Annotated in this window: 19 protein-coding genes and 2 pseudogenes; 7 read left to right on the forward strand and 14 right to left on the reverse strand. The window is 58.2% G+C overall.

Translation table 11 applies throughout. From position 1 onward, the window contains the following. Positions 1-1,213 precede the first annotated feature (1,213 nt). Positions 1,214-1,687: a hypothetical protein gene (locus FJ974_RS17715; RefSeq protein WP_140534886.1), complete on the forward strand. Its 474-nt coding sequence runs from the start codon at positions 1,214-1,216 to the stop codon at positions 1,685-1,687. A 22-nt stretch (positions 1,688-1,709) separates the two neighbouring features. Here FJ974_RS17715 and FJ974_RS17720 read toward each other — a convergent pair whose 3' ends face one another. Then, a complete protein-coding gene (locus tag FJ974_RS17720; protein WP_140534883.1) occupies positions 1,710-1,982 on the reverse strand; it encodes a hypothetical protein in 273 nt (90 codons plus the stop codon). A 155-nt stretch (positions 1,983-2,137) separates the two neighbouring features. Beyond that, positions 2,138-2,537, reverse strand: a pseudogene (locus FJ974_RS17725) (MucR family transcriptional regulator). A 352-nt stretch (positions 2,538-2,889) separates the two neighbouring features. Between FJ974_RS17725 and FJ974_RS17735 the strand changes: the two are divergent. After that, positions 2,890-3,738, forward strand: a complete 849-nt coding sequence (locus FJ974_RS17735) for a hypothetical protein (protein ID WP_140534880.1) — start codon at positions 2,890-2,892, stop codon at positions 3,736-3,738. 298 nt (positions 3,739-4,036) lie between these two features. Here FJ974_RS17735 and FJ974_RS17740 read toward each other — a convergent pair whose 3' ends face one another. Next, a complete protein-coding gene (locus FJ974_RS17740; RefSeq protein WP_140534877.1) occupies positions 4,037-4,645 on the reverse strand; it encodes a hypothetical protein in 609 nt (202 codons plus the stop codon). A gap of 150 nt (positions 4,646-4,795) precedes the next feature. Here FJ974_RS17740 and FJ974_RS17745 point away from each other — a divergent pair, with 150 nt between their 5' ends. Further along, positions 4,796-5,476: a ParB/RepB/Spo0J family partition protein gene (locus FJ974_RS17745; protein WP_140534875.1), complete on the forward strand. Its 681-nt coding sequence runs from the start codon at positions 4,796-4,798 to the stop codon at positions 5,474-5,476. 1,504 nt (positions 5,477-6,980) lie between these two features. Here the strand turns inward: FJ974_RS17745 and FJ974_RS17750 are convergent. The 9 genes and pseudogenes from FJ974_RS17750 to FJ974_RS17790 all read right to left on the reverse strand — a co-directional run. Further along, complete coding sequence (locus FJ974_RS17750) at positions 6,981-8,000, reverse strand: hypothetical protein (RefSeq protein ID WP_140534869.1); 1,020 nt, start codon at positions 7,998-8,000, stop codon at positions 6,981-6,983. 29 nt (positions 8,001-8,029) lie between these two features. Continuing rightward, positions 8,030-8,605, reverse strand: a complete 576-nt coding sequence (locus FJ974_RS17755) for a hypothetical protein (protein ID WP_140534866.1) — start codon at positions 8,603-8,605, stop codon at positions 8,030-8,032. A gap of 125 nt (positions 8,606-8,730) precedes the next feature. Beyond that, complete coding sequence (locus FJ974_RS17760; RefSeq protein WP_140534863.1) at positions 8,731-9,465, reverse strand: hypothetical protein; 735 nt, start codon at positions 9,463-9,465, stop codon at positions 8,731-8,733. Further along, positions 9,465-11,702, reverse strand: a complete 2,238-nt coding sequence (locus FJ974_RS17765) for a Mov34/MPN/PAD-1 family protein (protein ID WP_140534860.1) — start codon at positions 11,700-11,702, stop codon at positions 9,465-9,467. The genes FJ974_RS17760 and FJ974_RS17765 overlap by 1 nt, the downstream gene beginning before the upstream one ends. A 4-nt stretch (positions 11,703-11,706) precedes the next feature. Continuing rightward, positions 11,707-12,837, reverse strand: a complete 1,131-nt coding sequence (locus tag FJ974_RS17770) for a hypothetical protein (protein WP_210240710.1) — start codon at positions 12,835-12,837, stop codon at positions 11,707-11,709. Positions 12,838-13,305: 468 nt separating this feature from the next. Then, positions 13,306-13,956 carry a hypothetical protein gene (locus tag FJ974_RS17775; RefSeq protein ID WP_140534855.1) on the reverse strand — a complete coding sequence of 217 codons (651 nt, stop codon included), beginning with the start codon at positions 13,954-13,956 and terminating at the stop codon, positions 13,306-13,308. A gap of 254 nt (positions 13,957-14,210) precedes the next feature. Continuing rightward, positions 14,211-15,272 (reverse strand): site-specific integrase, encoded by a 1,062-nt coding sequence (locus tag FJ974_RS17780; RefSeq protein WP_140534853.1) that lies wholly within the window; start codon positions 15,270-15,272, stop codon positions 14,211-14,213. 200 nt (positions 15,273-15,472) lie between these two features. Beyond that, on the reverse strand, positions 15,473-16,162 hold the full coding sequence (locus FJ974_RS17785) for a class I SAM-dependent methyltransferase (RefSeq protein WP_140534851.1): 690 nt from the start codon (positions 16,160-16,162) through the stop codon (positions 15,473-15,475). A 97-nt stretch (positions 16,163-16,259) separates the two neighbouring features. Next, positions 16,260-16,430: pseudogene (locus tag FJ974_RS17790) on the reverse strand (helix-turn-helix domain-containing protein); the annotation flags it as partial. 171 nt (positions 16,431-16,601) lie between these two features. Between FJ974_RS17790 and FJ974_RS17795 the strand changes: the two are divergent. The 3 genes from FJ974_RS17795 (at position 16,602) to FJ974_RS17805 (ending at position 19,263) form a co-directional block, all read left to right on the forward strand. Further along, entirely contained in the window at positions 16,602-17,258 is a 657-nt protein-coding gene (locus FJ974_RS17795; protein ID WP_226891287.1) for a hypothetical protein, read from the forward strand. Further along, positions 17,255-17,953 (forward strand): hypothetical protein, encoded by a 699-nt coding sequence (locus FJ974_RS17800; protein WP_140534845.1) that lies wholly within the window; start codon positions 17,255-17,257, stop codon positions 17,951-17,953. The genes FJ974_RS17795 and FJ974_RS17800 overlap by 4 nt, the downstream gene beginning before the upstream one ends. A gap of 137 nt (positions 17,954-18,090) precedes the next feature. Next, positions 18,091-19,263, forward strand: a complete 1,173-nt coding sequence (locus tag FJ974_RS17805; protein WP_413468312.1) for a glycosyltransferase family 9 protein — start codon at positions 18,091-18,093, stop codon at positions 19,261-19,263. A gap of 98 nt (positions 19,264-19,361) precedes the next feature. Here FJ974_RS17805 and FJ974_RS17810 read toward each other — a convergent pair whose 3' ends face one another. After that, on the reverse strand, positions 19,362-21,428 hold the full coding sequence (locus FJ974_RS17810) for an acyltransferase family protein (RefSeq protein WP_140534843.1): 2,067 nt from the start codon (positions 21,426-21,428) through the stop codon (positions 19,362-19,364). 350 nt (positions 21,429-21,778) lie between these two features. Between FJ974_RS17810 and dusA the strand changes: the two genes are divergently transcribed. Continuing rightward, a complete protein-coding gene (gene dusA / locus FJ974_RS17815; RefSeq protein ID WP_140534840.1) occupies positions 21,779-22,774 on the forward strand; it encodes a tRNA dihydrouridine(20/20a) synthase DusA in 996 nt (331 codons plus the stop codon). A gap of 12 nt (positions 22,775-22,786) precedes the next feature. Here the strand turns inward: dusA and FJ974_RS17820 are convergent, their stop codons facing one another. Next, positions 22,787-23,491, reverse strand: a complete 705-nt coding sequence (locus FJ974_RS17820) for a TIGR02281 family clan AA aspartic protease (protein ID WP_140534838.1) — start codon at positions 23,489-23,491, stop codon at positions 22,787-22,789. Positions 23,492-23,504: the final 13 nt, after the last annotated feature.

A 23,504-nucleotide genomic window follows, 5' to 3' on the forward strand; every position in this document is an offset into this window, starting at 1 on the left:
GCCCATAGTGCGATTTTGCGCCGAAGACCGCCGACTGGCCAAAACCGGCGGAAAAAACGGCTGAATTCCAAAGATCAAGCCGGTGTCGAATCGCCCGATGTGTCAAAGTACTGTGTGAACTCAATCGGATGGAGTGGCGCAGGCGGGCCAGTTCGAACGCACGATTGTCGTCAACCTGAGGCGGGCTGGTGTATTGAAACGATAGGGTGATTCCAGGTCCGAGGGTCCCCTGGATTTTGATCTCTTCGCTACTGTCCTTGACCGCCTTCCGCGTCCGTCGGCTGCGCGAGTCTTTGGCCTTGCGTAGGGCATCCTCGATCGCCGAGATGTCGTCATGTCCGTAGCGGCCCCAAGAATCGGGTTGCAGGGTAATCGCCGAAATATCGTCCTCGAGATCGGCCTTGTGAGAGTTGCACGACGGCAAGCGTTGAGGACTAGTTCCACTGCCCTTGTAGCTTCCCATCCGGCACGAAGCGGCGCCCGATGACATGCTCCCGCGTCTTGTTGCCGGGAGTGAGGGCGAGCCCGCAATAGACACAGGTCTGATTGCGAAGCGACAGGGGGCGTTCGGGTGGCAAATCCATCACTTCAGACTGAGAGGCGGTCGATTCCATAGGTTCATAATAGCGCCGAACGCAATTAGAGGCCAAACCCAACGATAGGCATCAACGTGCAATGGATTGCAGCGATGCCATATGCGTATGAATTCTTCGTACGGTGCACTCTGTAGTAGGCTCGTCAAATTGCCAATCTCGCGCGAAAGCTAAGGGGCAGCGAATGGGGATTATCGGCGAACTCTGGCGAGAGTTTACGGTGGCATTCCGTGCGGGACGGCAGGGCGGAGAGGCACAACAGAAATTTCAGGACGACCAAGAGATACAGAGACTTGGTGCGCAGTGGGGCAAGGCCCGGACACCTGCCGAGCGCGAGCGGGCCGGGAAGGAGGCCATGAACTACATAATTCACGGACCTCAGGGCAAATCAGACGGTGCTCGTTTAGCTGAAACGAACGAGTTGGAATGGTCGGACAACCCGGGCGCGCGCGAAGCCTATTTGATCAAGAGATGGCAAAACCCCTACTTTCCGCCGCCCAGGCGAATTTTTTCAAGAGAAGAGCTTTCTGAGGCAAGGAAGGACGACAGCGAGAAGGTCTTATTGGCGCAAGGTCTATTTTCCGCGCTCTCAAAGGAAAATTGGGGAGCTTCCCTCGCCAATGACCACTGGCGACTTGCACAAAGTTCGGGAAAGCCTCGACGAACTCATTCAGTTCGCGGTGAGCGTCGGCGGCCCGGCAAAAAACATAGCCCTGCAAGCTGACCGAATTCGAGATGCGGTCATCATGACGATGCGCGAGGCATTTTCGGGCGACGACGATGCCTTAGAGAAGATTGAGAAAGCGGATACCTATCACAAGGACCATGTCAGAACATTCTATCTGCCGATCGTGGCAGAGATTCTGAGCGACGAACGAACAACACCTAACGAGGAACTGGTTCCATCGCTTGTTTCGGAAGATCCAACAACGATTTCAATTGTACTCGATTTACTGCCCGACGAAGATCGAGTTAACATGCAAGCGGCGGCAATGAAGCTAATTCTACGGGTATTGGAGGAAGGGTACATCGACCCCCAACTGGACGAAAAGCTCGCAGTTCTTTCAAAATTAACATCCGCCGACATCGCCTAAGGCGATCGGCTACGACTACATTTCACCGCGGGCGGGGGTTCGGGTTTATTATCCGCTGCACTTTGATAGCTGGTTCACCCAGGTTCGCAATACGAACCATCAGTTTTCGACGCTGGCGGCGTGTTAATGGTGCCAGCCGTATATATCCTCTTTTCAAAAACCGTTCGTTGGTTTGATTGCGCTTGGCACAGATCCCGGCGGGTCCAAGGTGGTCGGCTTGCCTGCGGGCGAGGTCGATTAAGTCCAGATGATCCCGGTTTGTCTTGCCGATCCAAAGTCTGAGTCCGCGGTACATGGATTACGCTCCTACAAGTTCACAAGAAGCGTATCAGAGACGCCAGTCCGTGGGTAGAGGCCTCGAATATCCGAAGCGTTCATGACGCCTTCGTGCTTTGAGAGTCGGTGCCGTTCAGCTTCGCGAAAACCGCAAACCAAAAGCGGTAGTCGCGCTCACGCCCATCGCGCAATGGGCTGCTGCAGTAGCTGCGTCCGGTCCGTAGACCGGGCGGCCGAGTAGTTTGGCGCGACCATAGGATAATCCTTTGCCAGCCCCACTTCGCCCGGTACTCGTCGGGCGTCATGCCGTGCTTGGTAGCCAGATGCCGCTTAAGCGACTTGTATTTGTGGCCGTCTTCAAGGCTGATGATGTAGTCCGGAAACACTGATCGGGATTGACTGCCGGCTTCGGGGCTGGTGCTTCTGCTGGAATTGCCTGTCCAATATTAGTGAGTGCCGAATTCACGCTGGCGATCAGATCGGGTTATCGAGCTACTGGAACCGGGTTCTTCTGGACATACGCGGAAACGATATCCGCAGTAAGTTCGATCAGGTTGTTGGCTTCTTCGGACATCACAATGCTCCAAGATTTAAACCACACGCTGATATCGCCCAAGACGCGCAACCAATCCAGCCTGCCGTGAATGGTCAGGGGGCCAGGGGTGTTGAACGTCACGTTTGGCGCTACTTTGGCGTGAGGGCGAGCCGGGCTCACAACGGAAGTGGGATACGGATGAAAGGCAAATTGCGCCCAAGACCTGATCCCACAAATAACCGGCCAGCCCTAAATTGTTGGCACAGAGTTGCCTTCGCTCCATAAACAAAGAGCCCCCTTCATCTCGGAAATGTTTCTGTTGAAAGTCTTATGAAGGGCTTTCATCATAAAATACGTGCTCATCCTTGATTTGGGGAGGGGGAGAAGGTCCATGAGGGTTTTTGTAAGGAGCTCGCTGGGGGTTTGCTTCGCTCTTTCGAGTTGTGCCAGCGTCCCAAATTTGCCAACTGACGTTGGCCTCCTACGCATTTCTGACATTGTCGACAACATCCGCTGCGACCTGAAAGAGGGTCGCGACGGCCGGCCCAAAGCAGATCCCCCGGTTCACCCTGCTACCTTCCTGACTGACAAGGGAAAATGGGCCGCGGCGGTTGAACTGTCGTTGAACGTTGTGGCGACGGGCGGCGGCGATGTCAGTGCGGGAAATGAAGTACCCTACATTCCCCAGACGGGCACGTTTGCGTTGGCAACGAACGCCACCGGAACCGCAGACAGGCTGGTGGGGTACAAGTTCACTATCGGCTTAAGTCAGCAAGACCCTATCGTGTGCGATACAGACGCCGTCAATGGGCGCCGTGCTCACGGATCACGGCTTATTGGTAACTTGAAGATCGCGGACTGGCTTGCACAGGTCCAGGACGCCTACGCGGATACTAAGACCCCGCCAGATTCGGTATCCTACGTCATGGGGTTCACGCTGGAGCAGGGCGCCTCGGCGAGCGTCAAGATCGTCACGATACCTTTCGATACGGGGCATGCCAGCCTAGGCGCGGGCTGGAAAACCACTTGGAAAGACGTCAATAAAATCAGCATCGTTTTTGCGCCAAAGGCCGAAGAAAAGCCCAAACCCAAGCAGGCGCCCGAACGCGCGAATCCGCTGCCGAAAGGCCAACCCATCAAGAAGGTTCCCGCTCCGCCGCCGGTTGACCCAGCCGCCAAGGACAAACTGCTGAACGATCTGAACCTGCTCATCCTTCAGCAGAGCCTGAATAAGAGCTAATTAAGCATCGCCAAATGGCGAGCCTGTGCTGGCTCCAGGCGCACGCATGCCCAAATTCTCTGCCGTTACACCGCCATAGAGGCCGCATCATACAGCGCCCTTCGCCGGGGGCGGTCGGCCCCGCATCCCGCCTGGCGGCGGCGCTATGCTGATGCTCCTTCGGCCACCCTGTTGAACCGGTCTCAGGGCCACGAACTTTCTCCAGCACCGAACTGACTTGGTCCCGCTGGCGGGCATTTCGGTGCTTCCGCTTTGTACGCCCGTTTTCCTTGGTGGCCGAATAGACGGCCAGCGCCGACTAAGAATGTGAATTGATGTACGTGAATTTCCTGTTGAAGGCCGCCTGCAACTGGGGATCGTTCGGCAACGCACCGCGATAGGACTGGACCCATTGGTCGATCAGCTTCTGCATCAGATCCCTGTTGACATAAGTCTGGCTGAAATCGATGGCCTTCGGACCAATTGCCCGCACCCTCCAACCGTTTTTGGTTTGCGTTTCATGCACAAGCGCGCACCTTATGTCGGTGTAGAACGTCTCCGCCTCTGCGTCAGACGTCACGACAGAGGTGAACGGCGCCTCACTTGTCAAGAATTCCTTATAGAGCCGTCGGCTTGATCCGTATTCGTCATTGACGCCCCAAGGGGCGCCGGAGTGAAAGTTCCACCCCTTTTTTAAGGCTGCGAGGAATTCAATCAGCGCACATTGAATGGTGAGGATCGTAAAACCCTCACCGTGCAGAGGGCCTTTCTGCAAAGCTCGTATCGGGACAAGGTAACGTTTCTGTATTCGGTCGGACAGGCAAACACTGAAAGCAGCGTCCCAGTCTGCTGCCGTAGGGCCGGCCTGTAAGACAGCCTCAATCTGCGGCCACTGGCCCGGAAACTTCATTTTCAAAATTGTAGACATGGCACCCCCTGAGAAAAGGGTAAGGCTTCTTAGAGATGATGGGAAGAGAGGCGCGCGGCCCTCTCTCCCCGCAAGCCTCGCCGCAAGGCAGGGGTTCAGGGAGGCCTGCACCCATCAGGTCAATCCCTGAAACCAACAAGGAGCAAGACCATGAACACGAATGAAATCACCATCCCGCTCGGCAAGCTGGTGCCGAACAAAGCCAACGTCCGCCGCGTCAATTCCGAGGCGGGGAGGACGGAACTGGCGGCCAGCATCGAGGCCCACGGCCTCATCCACAACCTTGTGACCCGCAAGGCCCCGAAAGGAGCCAATTTCGAGGTGGTCGCCGGAGGGCGGCGTCTGGGGGCGCTGCGGTTGCTGCTGGAGGAAGGGCGCACCGTGCAGGGGGTGGCCGTTACCAAAGACTATCCGGTCAGGGCTGTCCTGCGGGAGGAAGGCAGCGACACCGAAATTTCGCTGGCGGAGAACGACCAGCGTGAGCCGATGCATCCTGTGGACGAAGTCATTGCCTATCGCGACCTAGTGGAACAGGGAATGGCGGCCGAGGACATTGCCTCCCGTTTCGGCAAGTCGGTTGTCACCGTGCGCCAGCGCGTGAAACTCGCCAATCTTTCGCCACGCATTCTCGATGTCATGCGCGCAGGGGAACTGACGCTTGAACTGGCCAAGGCCCTTGCCGTCAGCGATGACCACTCCGCGCAGGAGGCGGCTTGGTTCGAGCAGGATGGGTCGAGCCGCAACCCGGCCAACCTTCGTTCCTTTCTGACCAGTGCCCATGTGCGCGGTACCGACCGGCTGACCCGCTTCGTCGGCGCAGCAAACAGATGACATGCCGGAGCCGACCCGGCCGCGACGGAGGACAAGGCTGTGCTGCGTCTCAAAGGTGTCACCTGCTTGGAGGCTGGAGAGACGGCAGACTTACGCAGAATCACGAGATTTGAGAGTGAATATAAGCTCGCGCTAACTAACGATGGATTGGGTTTTCTGAGCAAAATTTAGGCAAACAGTCGTGACCTACACCGGGATACCCGGCAAAAATATTAGGGCAGGGGATGTTGGAGCCATTGCGAATACGACCATCCCGTCCGACGGGGGTGATCCCCATCGATTTCCTGGTCCTTCTCGGAGGGGCAATCTGCGATGGAAACATCGGTGAAGAATAATTTTGGTATTCATGTACTTCCATGTAAAAATTTTATCGCAAATGTTACATTAAAGTGAAGTAATGATGAATACCAGAGACCTAAAAATGACTAAAATACAAATGATTACATATTTCGATTATACCGTATTATCGTACGGATGGCCTTCACACTGTAGGGGTCGTAGGTTCGAATCCTATACCGCCCACCATATTTTTCAAATATTTGCGCAAAGGGATACCGTGCTAATCTAGCTCATGTAACCTGTAACCGTAGAGGCTCTAGTCGAAAAATGGCCATTACGGGGCGGCATCTCTGAAGCTGATCGACGGCAAATCCTATAGCTCTAGCTTGGTCCCTGGGCGCCAGTAGTGACAGGGGAGGCGATCGGAATGCAGGTGTCGGGATCCAGGCCATAGAAATGTGCGAATTGTCTCTTGGCGATTGCGATTAGCCCGGAATTTTCGGAGTTGCCGGTGAGCCATTTGAAATCGTAACGAAAAGGCCCTGGCTCGAGGACCCATTGCAGAGCAAGGTCGAACACGAGCATCCCACCAAAGAAGTTGTTGACGAGCGCTTTGATGCTTTCGGGGCTGCGACCAGACACGGCGCGAGGGAATATCTGTTCGCTGTCAGCTCTGTCCTGAAACAGGGACAAATGGGTGATGAAGAGCGACCCAGCCTCGGGCTTGAAATCGTCTCCCGTCATCCAGATGCCCGGCCAGCAGAAAAATTCAGGCCGCCGCCGCTTATCCCTGCAAAAAGCTATGTGGTGTGAAACCATGACCCTGACGGGCATATTCTTGCTTGCATAGTTGAATGTACGATGCTCCTCCATCAGAGCATCGACAGGTCCGTTATCGCCGAGCAACTCGATCACAGCATCAAGACCCTTTCGCGGATCATCATAGCCGCACCGCTCTGTCAGTTGCGCCGCTATAGATTCATACTCAATCGCGGAGAACCTTTGCACGGCTTGGGCAAGCTCGGGGGCTTCCGCCGCAGCGAGGCAAAATCGGGTGAAGCGCGCGCCCGGGTCCACGTCGCAGATGAAATCCTCGAAAGACTCGATGTCGAGCGGAAATCCCCTTGTTGGGTTGATTGCCAGATCGCAGATCAGAAGAAACAGACCGACGATCGGGCTGTCATGTCGTTCAGGCCACTCTGTCCCGGTAAGTCTCAGGAATACTTCAAACGCGTCGATATAAGGAGGCGCAAAAATAGCCCTGGTCCCGATACGTCTGAAGCAGCTCGGGACCTCCTGATGAAGCCAAAAACTGGATTTGGCAAAAGCGGGCCTGGCCTTCGAAAATTTCCTGAATACCGACCTCGGCGAAAGGTGGACGCCAGCCATGATAGAAGCCTTCGCATCGGCGGAGTTGAAGCTGGAGGAACTGCGGATCCCAGCGACCAGGATCAGGAAATTGGCCCTCCGCTAGATCGCAGGAGCCAGTGATTGCATAGACGGTTTCACCATAGGTCTTGAGGTAGCTGTGACCGACGCTCTCGAAATAGGGCGTCCGCTCGAGTGAAAGGACGGCCTTGGGCGAGCAGGCGAGTTGCTTGTAGAAGTTGATGTCTAGCGCGTTGTTGACCGCAATGTTAGCGGCGGCAAGGACTGGGTCGGAGTGCGTCTTGCCGTCGATCATAGCCTTATAGGCCCAATCCTTTATCGGTTTCATGCCGCCGACGCCCCGCGCATAGGTCTGGAGAAACTCCATGCTGCCATAGACTTGTGCCGGGTAGGCCAGGCTGAGGATGAGGCCCGCAGTGGAGCCCATGTGCTGCCACCAATGCACGGTTTCGTGCAGATAGGTAGAATAAGCTTGGAGCAGTTCGCCTACGTCATAGCCATCTATTTCGCCCCGGGTGAGAGCGTCGACAAGCTCATGGGCACGAGGACTCAGGCGCAGAACGAAATGTTCCGTCGTATAGGTTCCATGGGCTCCCAGCGTGGCGTGGAACACCAGCGGATCGCGAGCCGGATTGAGTAGATGGGGATCAAGATCTGAGAAATGGAGCATGGGGAAGTATAACAGAGATTGAGTTCCCAAGCGGACGGAATCGATACAGTCGCTGATTTGCTCCAGTCGCTCCGGGCGATCGTATTGGTTGGAAGAGACGTCGCGCCAGACGCGGCTCTCAGGGCTGCGTTTGACGAGACATTTTGCGCCATCTGCGGCCGGGACGAGGCTTTCGACGAACCCCAAATCGAGACGTCGAACTGAGATGGCTCCTACTAGATACGGTCTTTGAGGGCGTCGATGGCGTCGAGAGCTTTCCGCCTACGCGCAATGGCGTCGGTTAGCAGGGCCTCTAATTTGGCGTTATGCGCATCGACCTGTGCTTTTGAATATCCGACATACACTCGCAGGGTTTGTTCTTGGCTATCGATCTCGCGTTTCAATGTCTCCGCGTCGTTCCGGCCTTCCATGCCAATAACGATGCGGCCGCCAGTGACAAGACCATGGGGCAAAACACTCGAATAAGGATTGGTCTTGAGCGAAAATAGCGCTGGCTCGCCAGTGAATGCGAAGCTGCGGGTCGCGCGCACACCATCGATCATAACTGCACCATCAAAAACGTCGTGGACTTGCACACGCGTTTCGCTCACATCCTTTTGAGGATTCTCGAAGTCTACCTGCAACGGTTCCACGCGAGCACCTGGCAGATGCTGCTGGGTGATCTCGGCGTCGGTCTTGCCTAAATCCGCCTTAGTGACGTTCTTGCGCACGTGCTCGTCAATCGCGCCCACTTGGGCCCGGAGGTAATTGTCTAAATCATTTTTCCGGAAGAGTGCTTCACCGATAATCATGCTATCCCTCGTTATGTTTGATAAGGACACTATCACGTAAGGTGCGGCCAACAGGCCGATGATCAAGGCGGCTGGCGCCAGCTTATTTGCCGACGTGCTCACCGGACTTCAAGTCGATTGACGCGTCACTCCGCTTTCATCTGCACAATCAGGGTTTCGCAACTGAGCGTGAGCTGGCGGGCGTAGGCCTTCGACGCTTCAAGCACGGCCCGTTTCGTGACGCCAAAAAGCAGGTAAAGCGCATGCACCGCAGCAAGAATCCCCAATGCAACGAGCTTTCCATGGGTCAGTTCGGCAAAATCCGGCTTGTAATAGATGATCGCTGCGGCGGCCGCGATGGTCAACAGGTTGAGGGCGATACCGTAGGGCTTCAGCGCGAGCAGGTTGCGGTAATAGCCGTAGGTAATGTTCTCGTTGAACAGTATCCGGAACTTGTCGGTATCGCGGGTGTTCTCGCGCAGCCAGTTGTAGCACTGGACATAGAAGGCAGCGGCTTCGTCCGGATCCTCGATTTCCATATCGCGGGTAGGTGCCGGCTGCTCGATCTGCTTGGCAAGAAACTGCCGGTACCGTTGCTTGGTCTTGTGATCGAGCGTCTTGTCGGGGTGGCTGAGTTCGCGGTTCTCCGGGCGCCCACCAGTGGTCGCAAACAGCTGCCGTTCCTTACGCTTGCCGAGCCGGCGCGCGATGTTGGAAGCCGCAAAGAACAGGACCGTGACGGCGACCCCGATAATCGCTTCCGGCAGGCTGGGTTGGACCCAGTTGAAGGCCAGGACGATCAGCACAATCACCGGCGCGACGGCCAAGGCCGCCGGCGCTAGGCGCGCCTTGATCGAATAGGCGTCGAGATAGTCGTTCATCAGACCTCCTTGTGCATGATGGCGTGATAGGTGCCGGGGGTGGCGATGAGCAGGATTGCCGGCGGGGCCCGTTCGGCCGCTACTTGCTTGGCGGTCTGCCGGTCGGTACCAGATGGCCCCTGTTCAGCAAGGTGGCTGTGCCATGTGCCGACATCGAGCAGCGAGCGGCCGCTTTCCTCGAAACGGGTGTCGATCCGCTGTTTCATGCCCTTGGTGCCGAGCACGAACAGGGTCGGCGTCCTGCGGCTGTCTTCAGGTGCCTCGATCAGGTCGACCACGGTCACGCTCTTCCTCAGCGAACTGCAGGACCCAATCAAAAGACCACCGGTCTCGACGTTCGGAAACCGGGCGATCTCTTCGCGGATCATGGTGGCGACATGAGAAGATAGACGCAGCGTCCATTCCCCGCCCTCTACCGGAATTTCAAGGAACTTTGGGACCACAAGGCGGCGCCAACGTGTCGATGGTCCATTGGGGTCCGTCACGCCCACAACGAGTTCTCCGTCGTCGGCGTTGGCGATCGCAAGGCGCATCAGCTCCTCAGTGGCCGTGGCCGTCATCGCCGACAGACGCGCGTCGGTCATCGGCATGGTCATAGAGCCGCAGCCTTCCCCAATCTGGATTTGTGCGAGTCCGAACTCGGGATCGAACAGCAGTGTCCGTTCGTAGGGGGTCACCGTCGCCGATAGGACAGTCTGCAAATCGGCGAGGCTTGGATTGCGGCCGGAGCCTTCGTGGAAGACAAAACCGCCGCGGCCGCGCCCGAAAAGCGCGATCTCGGCCACGCGCGTCGGCAGTTCGGCCGGGGTGACAGTCGACAGCGCGTCGCGCACCAGGCTCGATGCGGTCGTGTTGACCAGGGTCCCGGTCCCTGCAGGCGCGATCTTCAACCGGTCCTCGGGCCGTTTCAGGCCCTTGACCACGTCGATCAGGTTGGCCTCGGATTTTTGCCCGAGGGGCCCAAGCTCCTCGGCCAATTCGAAGGCCTTCGGCCAGGGCAGGGGGAGGCGCACGAGGGCGTGCCTGGCCATATTGTGCGGCCGCAGCTCGTTGCTGTCGGAGACGGCCAGGATCTCGGCGCCGGCCCGCGCCAGATGCAGGGCAGCTTTCGACCCGACGCTGCCGCAGCCGACCAGGCTGAACGGCGCGAAAACCGCAGTGGCGGACACGGTACGCAAGAGCTTCGGTGTGGTCCGGTCAAGCTGCTCCATGGCGACAACCGTCTTCGCGTTCGGACCTTCGAACAGTGAGGCGCGCTTCGGCTTCGCCGTGATCTCGATCAGGTAGGGAAGCAACTCGACGGCCGAATCCCGCCCGCTGAGCGGGAACGGGCGCCGCGCGCACAGCACGACGGCGACCGGCAGAACCGCGGCTGTGGTCTTGGCCTTCCAGCGACGCTCGAGCTTGCCAAGAAACAGTGCAAACTCCGCGCCGCAGCCCAACGCCTCGGCGCGTTTGGCCAGATCGTCGAGTGTCTGGACGGTTTCCGGGAGGACGGTGCTCGTGATCGCGTCCTGGGGCGGCCAGATCAGAGCCGTCACGGTGATGCCGCTGTAGCGGTCTTCGCGCTCAGGCACAAACGGGAACGGCTTCATGTCGCCGAAGACCGCAGCAAGTTCATTGTTCGCCGAGAGGGTGTAAGCCCTTTTGCCAGAGAGATCCTTGCCTTTCGCGAATCTGGTCGCAAGCCACACGGAGCCCGTCTTGTCGGCGACCTGGCTGCGGGCGTAGTCCGCATCGATAATCAGCCGGTCCGGCAGGCCCTGACGCATCACCGGTTCCCAGCCATGGTCCGCGTCCATCAAGGCGCCGATCGCGGCGCGGCCGAGCCATAGGCCCATCTGGTTGACGATGGCGCCGATGCCGAGCTCAAGCAGCCCGTGCTGGTTGAAAAATTCGTCCTGGTTGCCGTCGACGAGGCAAGGGGTCGGACTGACATTGTCCGACCCGGGTGTCAGGTGAGCCATGTCGCGCGGGAAATCCGCGCGCAAGGTGAACGTAGGGCAGCGCCATGGGTAGTCCGGGCGCAGCATGACCTCGACCCTTTCGACCGCCATGACGCCATTGGGGGCACCGCCTTTGGCGACCCAATGTGTTGGCATTTCCACGGCCAAATCAAGGAACAGCGACGCCACGTCTTCATCGACGGCGATCAGGCCACAGCGTTTGCATTGCGGAATCTCGTTGGCGACACGCAGAAAATGGTCTGCGTGTCGCTTCATGTCTGCCAAGGCCATGGGTTCAGCCGTGAGCCCTGGGCGTGGTGGTCACGCCACTGACGCCGGCAATCGAAGCGGCCTTCTTGGGCGTCAGCGCCTGCTTCTTGGCCGTCCCGGCGCTGGTGATGTTGAATTCCACCGGCCCGTCATGCTCTTCGGCATACTCGGTCGTGCAGATGAAGCGGTCGCTGGACGTGATCGAGACGTATTCCCGCTTCGCACGCTCATGCGGCGGGTTGTCGTCATCCTTCTTGATGGGCTTGCAGGAGGCGACGATGATGGCGCCTTCGCGCGTCTGCGACAGGGCATTCCTCGCGTCCTCGGAGACCTTGACCTTCTCGCCCAGCTTCGACCAGCGGTCATGGCTCAGGGTGCGCCATGAGCAGTGATGGGGCGTTTCCATCACATCGTAGCTCAGCCAGTCCTTGTTGCTGTCCTTGTGGCGCTTCCAAAGCCGGTCCCAGATCGAGACGTCGGCGTCGCCGCCGGTCAGGAAGCGACAGCGATCGGCGAAGCCGTCGCCGGCGATCGAGAACCGCACGATCGCCGAGGAGTTGTTCTTCTCGAGTTCCTCGATCAGATCCTTGTCGTCTTCGTCGACATACATCGGCGCGAGCAGGCGCCCTTCGAACTGGCTAGCCTTGACGCGGTCGGCCGCGGTCAGCAGCTCGTCCTGCTTGACCAGGATGTCCGTCAGGTCGTCGGTCTTGCCGTCCTTGTCCTCGCCCAGGATCAGGATGCGGTCGCCAGAGCCGGTACCGGCCAAGCCCTTTTCGCGGAACAGCTTGACGCGGCGCCGCGCCTCCTTTGCCCATGCCTTGGCTTCGTCGCACAGCGTGTGCTGCGCACTGGCGCGGCGGAACACGATCGGCGACGACCACATTTCACGGATCAGGATCAGATCCTTGTTGCCCTCCGGGAAATCCTCGGGCGGGCCGAGGTGGAAATGGGTGGTGAGGCCGGTCACGTGGTCGGAGTCCGGATGCGACAACAGGAAGGCATCGATGTAGAGCCGGCCCTTGTCGTCGCGCGGAAGGCGCCCCTTCAGGTCTTTGGCGACGTCATAGGTGTCGTCGTCAGGATCGTCGGCGGCGGCGCGGATGTTCATGTCGACGAGGATCGTCTGCTTGTTGTTCAGTTCGATGAGCGCCATGTCCCCGTTGCCAACGGGGAAAAAAGTCAGTTTTGCGGGCATTGATGTCGGTTCCTGTGTTTGGCCGGAACGGCCGCGCAGCGGATCAACTCCGCGTGCGCGCGCCGCCAGCGACTATGCCTGTGGCTTGTCAATGGGGCCTTTGGGCACTAGAACCGACTTGCTAGGGTACGGACCCGGTGGTCTGGGCAGCCTCACGGCGCCACGTCCGCAGGTACGCACAAACAGAAGGCAGGCGGTGGAATCACCGTCTGCCTTTTTTATGGCATAGCGTTAAAATGAAGTAAATACGTTCGTGCAGCGCGTTGCACTGAGGGTACGATTATTTGCCGAGTTGTCAACAGGCCAAACCGACCAAAACGCCGCAGGCGCTGATGCATGGCAGCTATGTCTTTTTGTATATGGTGATCAGAGGCCGGGCGCCACAAGGTCCTTGACCATCTGCGGTTGCAACAAGTGCTGGAGGGCTCATGCCGCCTGCATATCGCGGTCTTCAATGGCAGGTCCACTGATCCAGTTCGCCCACAGCTTTATGAACCGCAAGAACTCGTCCTCTGTCGTGACAATCACTCGGTACGTTTCGGCTTGGGCCTGCGCCTCGGCGCCTTCCTCATAGCGTGAAAGAAAAGCGAGGTAGTGAACGATGTCACCCTCACGCTCCTCACCGTCCTTGTTCAGATAGACGATGTTCCCATGGGCCAGCGCATTCCGGATCGTCCGCAACACCTCGTGTGTCCTCTTTCGCGCTAGAAAATCCTCAGCACCCTTTGCCAGCGGATGCCGGCCATCCCTCGCAACCCAATGTTCGACGGAATTGGCGTTTTTGACGATATGCGACTGCCGCCAGTCACCCGGGCCTTCCCGTAGCCAAAAAGGCGCCTGGGTGAATTTCACTTTGCTGAGTTGGTCGATCGCAGCCGTCATTTGATTATCCCGCTCCCGATGCAGGAAATGGCGAGCTTGGGCGCGTTCGAACGGAATGGTCAGGACAGCCGCAGCCGCCAAAAGAGAGAATGACCCGACCAAGCGATGATCGCGTGCAAAGCCCTCCACAGCATTAATCAGCTGAGGCACCGGTTTGGATATTCTGCGGCCAGTCTGTTGGGGATAGCCATGCAACAACCTCTCTTCCTTTGAACTAGGACACTATCACAGATGCTGGCGCCGCGAATTCGGTTGAAAAAAGTCGATCTTTGTTACACAAATCCTTGCACATTAACAAACCGTTGTGGCATAAAGTCCATGTAAAACAAAGAGATGCAGGAAAGCTATTCGGTCTCCAAAACCGCCGCTCCTTCGAAGCTCTGCCGTGGTTGCGCGCACACTGAGCTCGGGGTGGCCCTGCTATTGATGCCGCCTCTCTCGCACCCCAACTATGCAGCTTTCGCAGCGTGGATAGTATGAAGCATCTCGGGCTTTAGATGTGTGTAGCGTCGCAGCATCTTCCAATCCTTGTGTCCTGTAACCAGCGCTACCTGTTCGATTGTGAACCCAGCTTCGAATAGGCGGCTCGTGCCTTCGTGGCGCAAATCATGAAAATGAAGGTCGTGGATTTTCAGGTCAGCGCATCCTCGACGGAACGCGGTGCCGACTGACCTATGATTGAACGGGAAAATTCGGTCATCATCATTGCTGCGCTTTGCCCGCTGCTCCTCAACAATGGTCCACGCGTCGTAACCGGTCGCAGCGAACAGCGGTATGCGCTGATTGTTGCCGCTCTTGTTTCGGGGATCTTTTCGATCACGGATGAGAAGCATCCGCGTGCTCGTCTCCAAATCTGACCAACGGGCCTTGCATATTTCCTCCTGGCGCATCGCGGTTGCGACGGCGAAACGTATGATTTGGCTTACTGGTGCCGTCTGACGAGGGTTTGCATCGAAGTGAGCGATCAGTCTGTCGAGTTCATCCTGGGTCGGCCGTCTGTCGCGCTGATTGCCTTTCCCAACGAGACCAAGCCTCTTTAGGGCGATACGCGCGAGATCAACCGGTTCGACCTTGACGGGCAGGCCGTGAACCGCAGCCGCATGAGCCAGAATGAGTTTTACAAATCCGATGTCGATGCCGAGAGTCATCGGTCCGGCACCTTGGGCGGCTCGATCGCGACCAAAGCGAATGAGCCGTTCGCGATCGAGGGCCGCGATGTTGCACTTCCCCAAATGTCTTTGGAGCATATCGAGCGCTGCGGCCTTGGAGCGGCGAGGGGACTTGCCTACATCGCACATGTCGTCGATATGAAGGTTGATGAGTTCGCCGAAAGTTTTAAAGCGCGCTATTCGGGCCTTGGTCGGCGTCTCACCGCGATCGACCTGGCGCTCTGTCTCGGTTGCCCAGCGCCGTGCGTCGTCCCGGCGCAAGAAGGTTTCGCTGACGTAGCGACCTTTGCGGCGGACTTGGACGCGCCAGGAACCGGACGAGAGTTTTGTGTAGGTGGCCATTGTTTTCGTGTGCGCTCCGTGTGCACTGAGAGATCGAAACGTGGCGAAAAGGGTCGTATTCTGGGGTAAATTCGTGTGCACTCGGCAGGTTCTAACGATTTGATGTTAAAGAAAAAATGCTGAAAAATCAAGCGCATAGAGTGGCCGTGGCGCCCATGATGGACTGGACGGATCGGCATTGCGGCTGCGGCGCTGTAGGGTCACGACGGTTTGGAAAGGATCATGAGATAGTTCTTTGGAAGGCCGCCGCCAACGTAGCGATTCCTGCTATCAGCGGCGTTAGCCGCCCATCTTAGCGGCGAAAGAAAGAGCCTGAAAACGGCGAATGCTCCCGCCGAAACAACACCTTGCAAACCGCCACCGAAATCAGACGGCTTCCAAGGCAAGTGCCTCTTCATAAGGCGGAGTTGATGGGTGACGCTGGCCATATAACCATCGAGCCACCGCACCTCTTCGACAACAAACCCCGCTTTCTCCACTAAGTGCTTCAATCCGAATTGCGTGTACCTGTAGAAATCATAGGGCCGCTCATGCTCCTCGTACCATAGAGGGCAGGTCAGGATCATCGATCCCCCCGGCTTTAGCGTTCGATGAAGCTCCCGTAACACTACAAGTGGTTCCGGCAGATGTTCGAGAACTTGTGTGCAGACAACCGCATCGTATCGCCCATCTTCGACAGGAATTGACGCCAGATCGCAGCTAAAGGTCGGTTTCTTGTAAACCTTATCGACCTTTTCGAAATCCGCTGCCTCATATCGGGTATGCTGGAAAATCGGAGCGTACACCTGGTCACCTGCGCCGGCATCCAAGATCAGCGAGCCGGGCGTGAGCTTTGCGGCGAACGCATGCAGTTCGCGCTCCAACCAGTCGCGTGACGAATTCTTCGACATTCCGGCACCTCCAGCATGGGCACCTCAAGTTACATCATTTCAAGCATGACCGACACGCTGGACATGGAGGAAATCCATGGAAAAAGGGCAAGCCTTGCACCGCGTGCACCGTGCTCTTGGCGGGAATACGCACGTCCCCGGCCAGCTTGCGCACCAGGAGCTCTCTGATCTGCCGGGCGCCCCAATGCGGCTTGTCGCGCTTGGCCTCGACGATTAGCCGCTCGACCGGGTCGGGCAGTTGGTTGGCCGGTCGCCACCGACGAAGTGATCCGGCGTACTTCGGGGTCTTCCGCTTGTAGCGATTCCCTGCTTAATTCGAATAAATCCACACCAATTATAGAGTTGCCACGTGATACCAATCTACATTGGATATGATCCACGCGAATCCCGAGTTCTAGATGTAGCGCGATGGAGCGCCTATCGGCGGACAAGCACGCCGTTGCAGATAAAGCCACTCGTGCTCAAAGAGCTTGAAGCCCAAGGGATTATGAAGCGACCGATGGAGGTTCGTGATGGTAAGCTCTGGTGCCCGATTTCCGAGGCACCGATGGCGACCGAGTTTGCCATATCGCGCTTTGCCGTTCCGTTTATGAGGCAAGGCGGCTGGGCCATGTTCTGCGATTGTGACGTCCTGTTTCTAAAGGATCCAGCCAAGCTGCTCGACCTACTCGATCCTTCCTACGCGATTATGGCGGTTAAGCACCAGCAACGCGAATCCGAAGCGGTCAAGATGGACGGACAAACGCAGACGTTCTATCGCCGCAAAAACTGGTCGTCGGTCGTTTTGTGGAATCTCGATCATCCCTCCAACAAACGGCTGACCAACGAGATGCTCAATACGTGGCCTGGACGTGACCTCCACGCCTTCAAATGGCTTGAGGACCATGAGATCGGGGAATTACCTTTGGCATGGAACTACCTCGTAGGGGCCTCGGCTTCGGAACTCGACCCCGCCGATGTCTCGCTGGCGCACTACACGCTCGGCGGTCCTTGGTTTGCGGGCTGGTCTGGCGCCACGCAATGGGACGAATTGTGGAGCCGAGAAGAGAGCATTCTGCGCGCGTATGAGGAACAGGCGGTTCAGATTCCCGCATGAAAACTCGGCTTTTGAAACTCTTGCCAACCTTTTCAAAGCCAAGTCTTCGCTTGCCCAGGGTCACGGGTCCCGCTTTGGTGATGGGGTCGGCGCCGAATTTTCGCCTCCCGGAGGGATATGATGCCGACTGGGCGCTTGTGACCGTCAATGCTTCCCAGCTTTTGGCGGAAACCTTCGGCCTCCCCGTTCCTGATGTCGCCCTGATACGCCGCGGCATTTTAGTCGGCGAGGGCGAGCAGGATTTTTACAAGCGTGATCTGTTAAAAGGACGGCAGGCAAAACATCTGATCATCCCGGTTTGGCCGGACGTTGAGGACAAGCTGAAAGCCGGTTGTCGCACCTTCAATTATCGTTACGACACCTTGCAAGCGCTTACCCAATGGCAGCTTGCCAACATCATCTGGCGGCTTAGCGGCAAATATCACGTGTCCCGCCGCTGGCACCGGAAAATCTCCACCGGGGTCTTCGCGATCATGCTGGCGCGTTTCGCCGGTTTCGCTCCTGTTGTAGTCAGCGGGTTTTCCCTGTCCCAGGCCGGGCATGGATACGACACCCGAAATGCCTTTCGATATCACGCCGACGAAGATGCGGCTCTGCTGCGACTGGTAGTTGGAAGAGGCGAGCCGATCTACGCAGAGGATAGAGACTTCGCTGCAGAAACTGGATTGCCCTTGTGGCAGGGACAGATGCCATGACGACGACCGCAGCAGGCCGATGGCGAATGGCGCAAATACTCGAGCCAGTACGGCTTAGGGAAGCTCGCAATATGGTGGACCATCCCAACTTCGTAGCAAAGGCAACCTTGCTTCGATGCTGAAAAGAGAGATATCCATTGGCTGGAACGGTGAGCCCGCCATGGCCGATATCACCCGCCCTACGTGAGGTCGATGTGCTGAATGTCTCGATGGCTGATCGGCTAGCTATCAAGTCCATTCTCGTTATTCAGACGAAGTATATCGGGGATGTCATTCTGACCTCGGCGCTCGTGCGAAATCTGCGCCTCGCTTACCCTAACGCTACGATAGCCATGCTTTGCGCTGCTGGCCTGCGAGACTTCGTAGACACCCAGAATATCGCAGACGTGGCCATCGGATTCGACCGTCGAAGTGCTGGTAGAAGTCTGCTTCAGCGAGTGAAGGAATATTCAAGTTTGCTCGCTGACCTGCGCCGCCGAAAATTCGATCTCACCATTGATGTAACCGACTCGAGGACATCAAGGATAGTGCACAGGTTAATCGGCGCCCCGCTGCGCGTTGGATACAATCCCCCGGAAAGGCCCCTGAAATTTTGGGAAGTTCAGCCTGCTAACATATTTGCTGAACCCTTCGGCCATGGAGGCGCGCACTTTTTGTACCGGTATCTGTCCCCGCTTGAAGCGCTTGGGATAGGATTACGCGAAGTGATACCGAGGCTTGAACCCACACCAGTCGGGCGAAGCGCGTCTAACCAGGTTCTGGCGCAAAGCAATCTGGCTGTAAAAGCTTTCGTGGCAGTACACGCTGGAGCAACGTTCGAAGGGCGGCGCTGGCAACCTGAACGGTTCGCTGCAGTAATCGATGAGATTTATACGACGACGGGCCTGCGGTCACTGCTGGTCGGTGGACCTGATGAAAGCGCAACCGAGCAAGCAATCTTGAATGTGGCAATGTCACCTTTGGTGAGCGTTGTTGGAAAGGTCTCGCTTGAGACACTAGCTGCTTTGCTTGCGGATGCATTTATCTTTCTGGGAAACGAGAGCGGCCCGATGCACCTGGCCGCGTCAGTCGGAACCCCAGTTGTGGGCCTGTATGGCCTCACGCCACCCGACATCTGGGGGCCTTTGGGGGTGCTTCACCGCACTGTTGAGCCTCCGCTGCCTTGCCAGTGTGTCGCGCCCGATTTGTGCAAACCCGGCAACCCGAGCCGCGTCTACTGCGTTCATCGACTGCCAGTTGCCAAGGTCGCTCAAGCGACACGGGACCTGATAGATGCAGTGAGACAACAGGCGAATGAGGCGGCCAATTGAACCATCCCATCGCCTCTCACTGCGCACATCTAACCTGCCAGCGGCGGCAGCCGAGTGGTACGACCGCTGTTTGGATCAATGATAGCGGGCGGCCGGCTTCAGAGGTTGGGCGTCGCCGGCGACTGACGAGCCGTTGACAGCAAGGGCGCATACAGAGGGCTCAGGCTCCTCGCCATGGTTGCGGTGATGTGATCGGCATCCTTGTAGATCGGCAAGCCGTTTCGAACTGCGTCGCAATGTCCATTGCTGCAGATCGTTTGAAGTGGATCGATAATGGCAGCACCGTATTTTTCGGCCAGGCGCGCCAAGATCGCACGCGAAAGCGCCTGCCGTTTCTCGACATAATCCCATGGAGCGGCCACATCGGTGGAACGTCCTGCTATCATCGCCTTGGCGACCGCCTCCGGCATATAATGTCCCATCTCAGGGACATCCATGACCAAAACAACCTTGTCGCCCTGTTTCGTCAACTCCCCCATCAGGCGGTCGAGCGTTTCGACGACCGAGGCGGATCTGTCTTCAAGCGGTGGCGGCACCGACGGGTCGAAATAAACGCCCTCGTTCGGCAATTCGGCATCGTGCACGTATTTGGGCCAGTAGGCGATCAGGAAGACGAGCGGGATGTGTCTGGATGCGATCAGATCGCGCACTGCTCCGTTGAAGTCACCGCACCGTTTGGTGTCGCCACGCGGCGTGAGCTGAACGCCTGGCAAAGGCGGACATGAAGAATGTCCGGCAAAGAGACCAGTAACGCCGGTTTGCGTGGCGGCTGCATCAATAGCCGGAGCCATTGCGCCGGAGTGGGAGTCTCCCCACACGAGGAAAGCGGGATTGTTCGAACCTTCGATGCCGAGCGGGCACAGCTTGCCCATGCGTATGTCGGCCGGTGTCGGTCCCGTTGTATCGGAATCGGCGAAACAGGGCGGAACGCTGAACCGGCTTTCATCGTAGGTCGCGGCGTAGACATTCCGAGCATCGACAGGAAGACGGGATGGAACGCCCTTGTCGTTGATCATATGGCTCCCAAAGCTGACGGCTACCGCAATCACAATGACCGCTCCTGCAAACAGCGAATGCCGGCCGATCCGGCCATTGCGACCGCGGAAGGGCTGTTCGATAAACCACCACGAAAAAGCGGCGATGGCGAGCGACGTCAGGACGATCAGGCTGCCGTGAAGCAAGGATAGTTCGCGCCCGGCCATCTCACGGCTGAACACGATGACGGGCCAATGCCACAGATAAAGCGAGTAGGAGATCAAGCCTATGAATACAACTGGCTTCGATCGCAGGATTTGGCTGGCCGGCCCTTGCTCGTCGTGTGCATAGATCACCAGCGCGGCGCCAATGCAGGGCAGCAGTGCCGCCGGGCCGGGAAAGAGAGTGCGGTTATCAAATCCGAACACGGCTAAGGCGATCAGCAAAATGCCGCCGGCTGCCAAGCCTCCCCGCATGGTCGACCGCTTCGGCGTCGGCACCGCGTCGAAGGCAATCAGCGCGCCAACCAGCAGTTCCCAGGCGCGAAACTGCAGCAGGTAGAACGCTGCGACCGGCGAATGGAAGACCATCCATGCGCTCGCCACAAACGAGACGATCAGCAACCCGATCAGGATGGGCACCGTGTGTCGCCGCGCGAACCGGTTGATTGCGACCAGCAGCAGCGGAAATAGAATGTAGAACTGCTCCTCGACCGCAAGCGACCATGTGTGCACCAGCGGCTTCATCTGCGCACCAATGTCGAAATAGCCGCTTTCTTTCTCGAACTGGATATTCGATGTGAACAACGCTGCGGCCTTCAGGCTGCGGGCGAAATATTCCAGCTCGGCGGGCATCAGCAGGAACCATGCGGCAATGGACGAGGCCGCCAGAACTGCAAAGAGCGCCGGAAAGATCCGTCGGATGCGACGCTCGTAAAAACGCAGCAAACTGAAACCGCCGCGAGTGATTTCCCCTGAAATCACCGACGCCATGAGAAAGCCAGAGATGACGAAGAACACGTCGACGCCAACAAAGCCGCCGCCGAAACCCGGAATGCCGGTATGGTACAGGATCACCGGAACGACTGCCAAGGCACGCAGCCCGTCGATATCCCCGCGATAAGTAAGCCCCGCTTGTCCATCCCCGTGAATTGAAGCCTGGGCGAATGGACGCCTGAGAACGAGGTTCAAACGTTTATTCTCCGAAATTTTGCGGTGGCAGGCGTTTATTAGCGCAGTATGGCTTCAGCAAGACTGGCCTCGATCTTCTGACGAAGGGGCGAGGCCACTCCACGAGAATGCTCGTGCTTTTCAACCACGACGCTTCCGAAGCAAGCCCGTTAATCAGTCCCGCGTGCGAGAGAAGGCAACCGACTTCATCTTAGTTGCTCGACCGAATATCATGGATTCTTCGCCATCAAAACATGATTGGCGAAGAGTTTCCGTTGCAGAGTTCCCGGTCAACAGCCCGAAAAGGGTCGTATTCTGGCGTAAATTCGCGTGCACCCGGCAGGCTCTAACGATTTGATGACAAAGAAAAAATGCTGAAAAATCAAAATCATAGGATAGCCGTGGCGCCCATGATGGACTGGACGGACCGGCATTGCCGGTTCTTCCACCGTCGGCTGACGCGCCGGGCGCTGCTCTATACCGAGATGGTGGTGGCGGACGCCGTCATCCACGGCGCGCGCGAACGCCTGCTCGGATTCGACGATTCCGAACATCCAGTTGCCCTGCAACTTGGGGGCTCGGATCCGCGAAAGCTGGCCGAAGCGGCGCGGATCGGCGAGGCCTTCGGCTATGACGAGATCAACCTCAATGTCGGCTGCCCATCCGACCGCGTCCAGTCCGGCACGTTCGGCGCCTGCCTGATGAAGACGCCGGTTCTCGTCGCCGATTGCGTCGCGGCGATGAAGGCCGCGGTGAAAATCCCGGTGACGGTCAAGTGCCGCATCGGCGTCGACGAGCAGGATCCCGAGCCCGCGCTCGACACGCTGGCCGACGGCGTGTTCGCGGCCGGCGCCGATGCGCTTTGGGTGCATGCCCGCAAGGCGTGGCTGGAAGGGCTGAGCCCCAAGGAAAACCGCGACATCCCGCCGCTCGATTATCCGCGCGTCTACCGGCTGAAGGCAAAAAAGCCGAACGAATTCATCGGCGTCAACGGCGGAATTCAATCGCTGGAGGAGGCTTCCGCCCATCTCGGCCATGTCGATGGCGCCATGCTTGGCCGCGCGGCCTATCATATGCCGGGCATGCTCGCCGGCGTCGACGCCGCATTTTACGGCGAGCCGCCTGTCGCCTTCGACTACGCCGCGCTCTTCGATATCATGGCCGGCTACGCCGCGCGCCATATCGAGAAAGGCGGGCGGCTCGGCCACGTCACCCGACACATGGTCGGGCTGTTCCACGGCCTGCCGGGCGCACGCCGCTACCGGCAAATCCTGTCCACGGATGCCAATAAACCGGGGGCCGGGCCTGAGGTGCTGAAGACGGCGTTTGCGGCAATAGACTTGGCGGCGCAAGCCGAGGCGGCTTGACGCGTCCGGCTTTCAGTCGCGCAAAATCATCCGGTCGCCGCGCACATCGAAGCCCGACAGCGAGCCGATGAAATTCATGCCGAGCAGGCTCTGGCCGAGCATGCCCGGAGCCGCCACCATCACTGGCATGTCCTTGCGCACGATGCCCCCGATCGCCACCTGATCGGTCCGCACCACGGCGGCGCGCGCCACGCCGTTGGCCGTCGAAACCGGTATGGTGAAGTTGAGCACCGCCGGATTGAACCCGGCCGCCAGCGCGTCGTCGGAGGTCAGCACCGTGCTGGTCGCACCGGTGTCGACCACGGCCCGTACCGGCGTGCCGTTGACTAGGATGCGCGCTTCGAAATGACCGCTATCGGCCTTGTCGAGGGTGACGGTGGCATGACCGTTGTCCACGCCCAGCGCCAACGGGCTTCCCGGAACGAGGCCGGCGCTGACGCGGCTGGCGACATCCTGCAATTCATAGCGGTACTGGTAGCCGGCGATCAGGACGAGCACGATGGCCGCCCAGACGCCGAGATTGCGCGCCATGTCGCCCATCGGCCGACCCGAGCGAAGCAGGCTGGCGCCGATCAGCGTTCCGAGCGCGCCAAGCCAGATCACCCGGCTGAAATCGTTGTTATCCATGCCGAAGGTGCGGCCGGCGGAATCGTTGAGCATAAGCAGCACCAGCCCGGTGCCGATCACCGCCATCACGATCCAGAATAGCCGGTTCATGGGTGATCTCTTC

It is taken from the genome of Mesorhizobium sp. B1-1-8 (assembly GCF_006442795.2).
Lineage (GTDB): Bacteria > Pseudomonadota > Alphaproteobacteria > Rhizobiales > Rhizobiaceae > Mesorhizobium.

What these genes read in the sequence shown, in the direction of transcription:
- FJ974_RS17760 (WP_140534863.1), bottom strand. Translation starts at nt 9,465, where the DNA reads ATGAACGACTATCTCGACGCCTATTCGATCAAGGCGCGCCTAGCGCCG.
- FJ974_RS17740 (WP_140534877.1), bottom strand. Translation starts at nt 4,645, where the DNA reads ATGTCTACAATTTTGAAAATGAAGTTTCCGGGCCAGTGGCCGCAGATT.
- FJ974_RS17765 (WP_140534860.1), bottom strand. Translation starts at nt 11,702, where the DNA reads ATGGCCTTGGCAGACATGAAGCGACACGCAGACCATTTTCTGCGTGTC.
- FJ974_RS17755 (WP_140534866.1), bottom strand. Translation starts at nt 8,605, where the DNA reads ATGATTATCGGTGAAGCACTCTTCCGGAAAAATGATTTAGACAATTAC.
- dusA (WP_140534840.1), top strand. Translation starts at nt 21,779, where the DNA reads ATGCTGAAAAATCAAAATCATAGGATAGCCGTGGCGCCCATGATGGAC.
- FJ974_RS17715 (WP_140534886.1), top strand. Translation starts at nt 1,214, where the DNA reads ATGACCACTGGCGACTTGCACAAAGTTCGGGAAAGCCTCGACGAACTC.
- FJ974_RS17820 (WP_140534838.1), bottom strand. Translation starts at nt 23,491, where the DNA reads ATGAACCGGCTATTCTGGATCGTGATGGCGGTGATCGGCACCGGGCTG.
- FJ974_RS17735 (WP_140534880.1), top strand. Translation starts at nt 2,890, where the DNA reads ATGAGGGTTTTTGTAAGGAGCTCGCTGGGGGTTTGCTTCGCTCTTTCG.
- FJ974_RS17720 (WP_140534883.1), bottom strand. Translation starts at nt 1,982, where the DNA reads ATGTACCGCGGACTCAGACTTTGGATCGGCAAGACAAACCGGGATCAT.
- FJ974_RS17770 (WP_210240710.1), bottom strand. Translation starts at nt 12,837, where the DNA reads ATGGCGCTCATCGAACTGAACAACAAGCAGACGATCCTCGTCGACATG.
- FJ974_RS17785 (WP_140534851.1), bottom strand. Translation starts at nt 16,162, where the DNA reads ATGTCGAAGAATTCGTCACGCGACTGGTTGGAGCGCGAACTGCATGCG.
- FJ974_RS17745 (WP_140534875.1), top strand. Translation starts at nt 4,796, where the DNA reads ATGAACACGAATGAAATCACCATCCCGCTCGGCAAGCTGGTGCCGAAC.
- FJ974_RS17800 (WP_140534845.1), top strand. Translation starts at nt 17,255, where the DNA reads ATGAAAACTCGGCTTTTGAAACTCTTGCCAACCTTTTCAAAGCCAAGT.
- FJ974_RS17780 (WP_140534853.1), bottom strand. Translation starts at nt 15,272, where the DNA reads ATGGCCACCTACACAAAACTCTCGTCCGGTTCCTGGCGCGTCCAAGTC.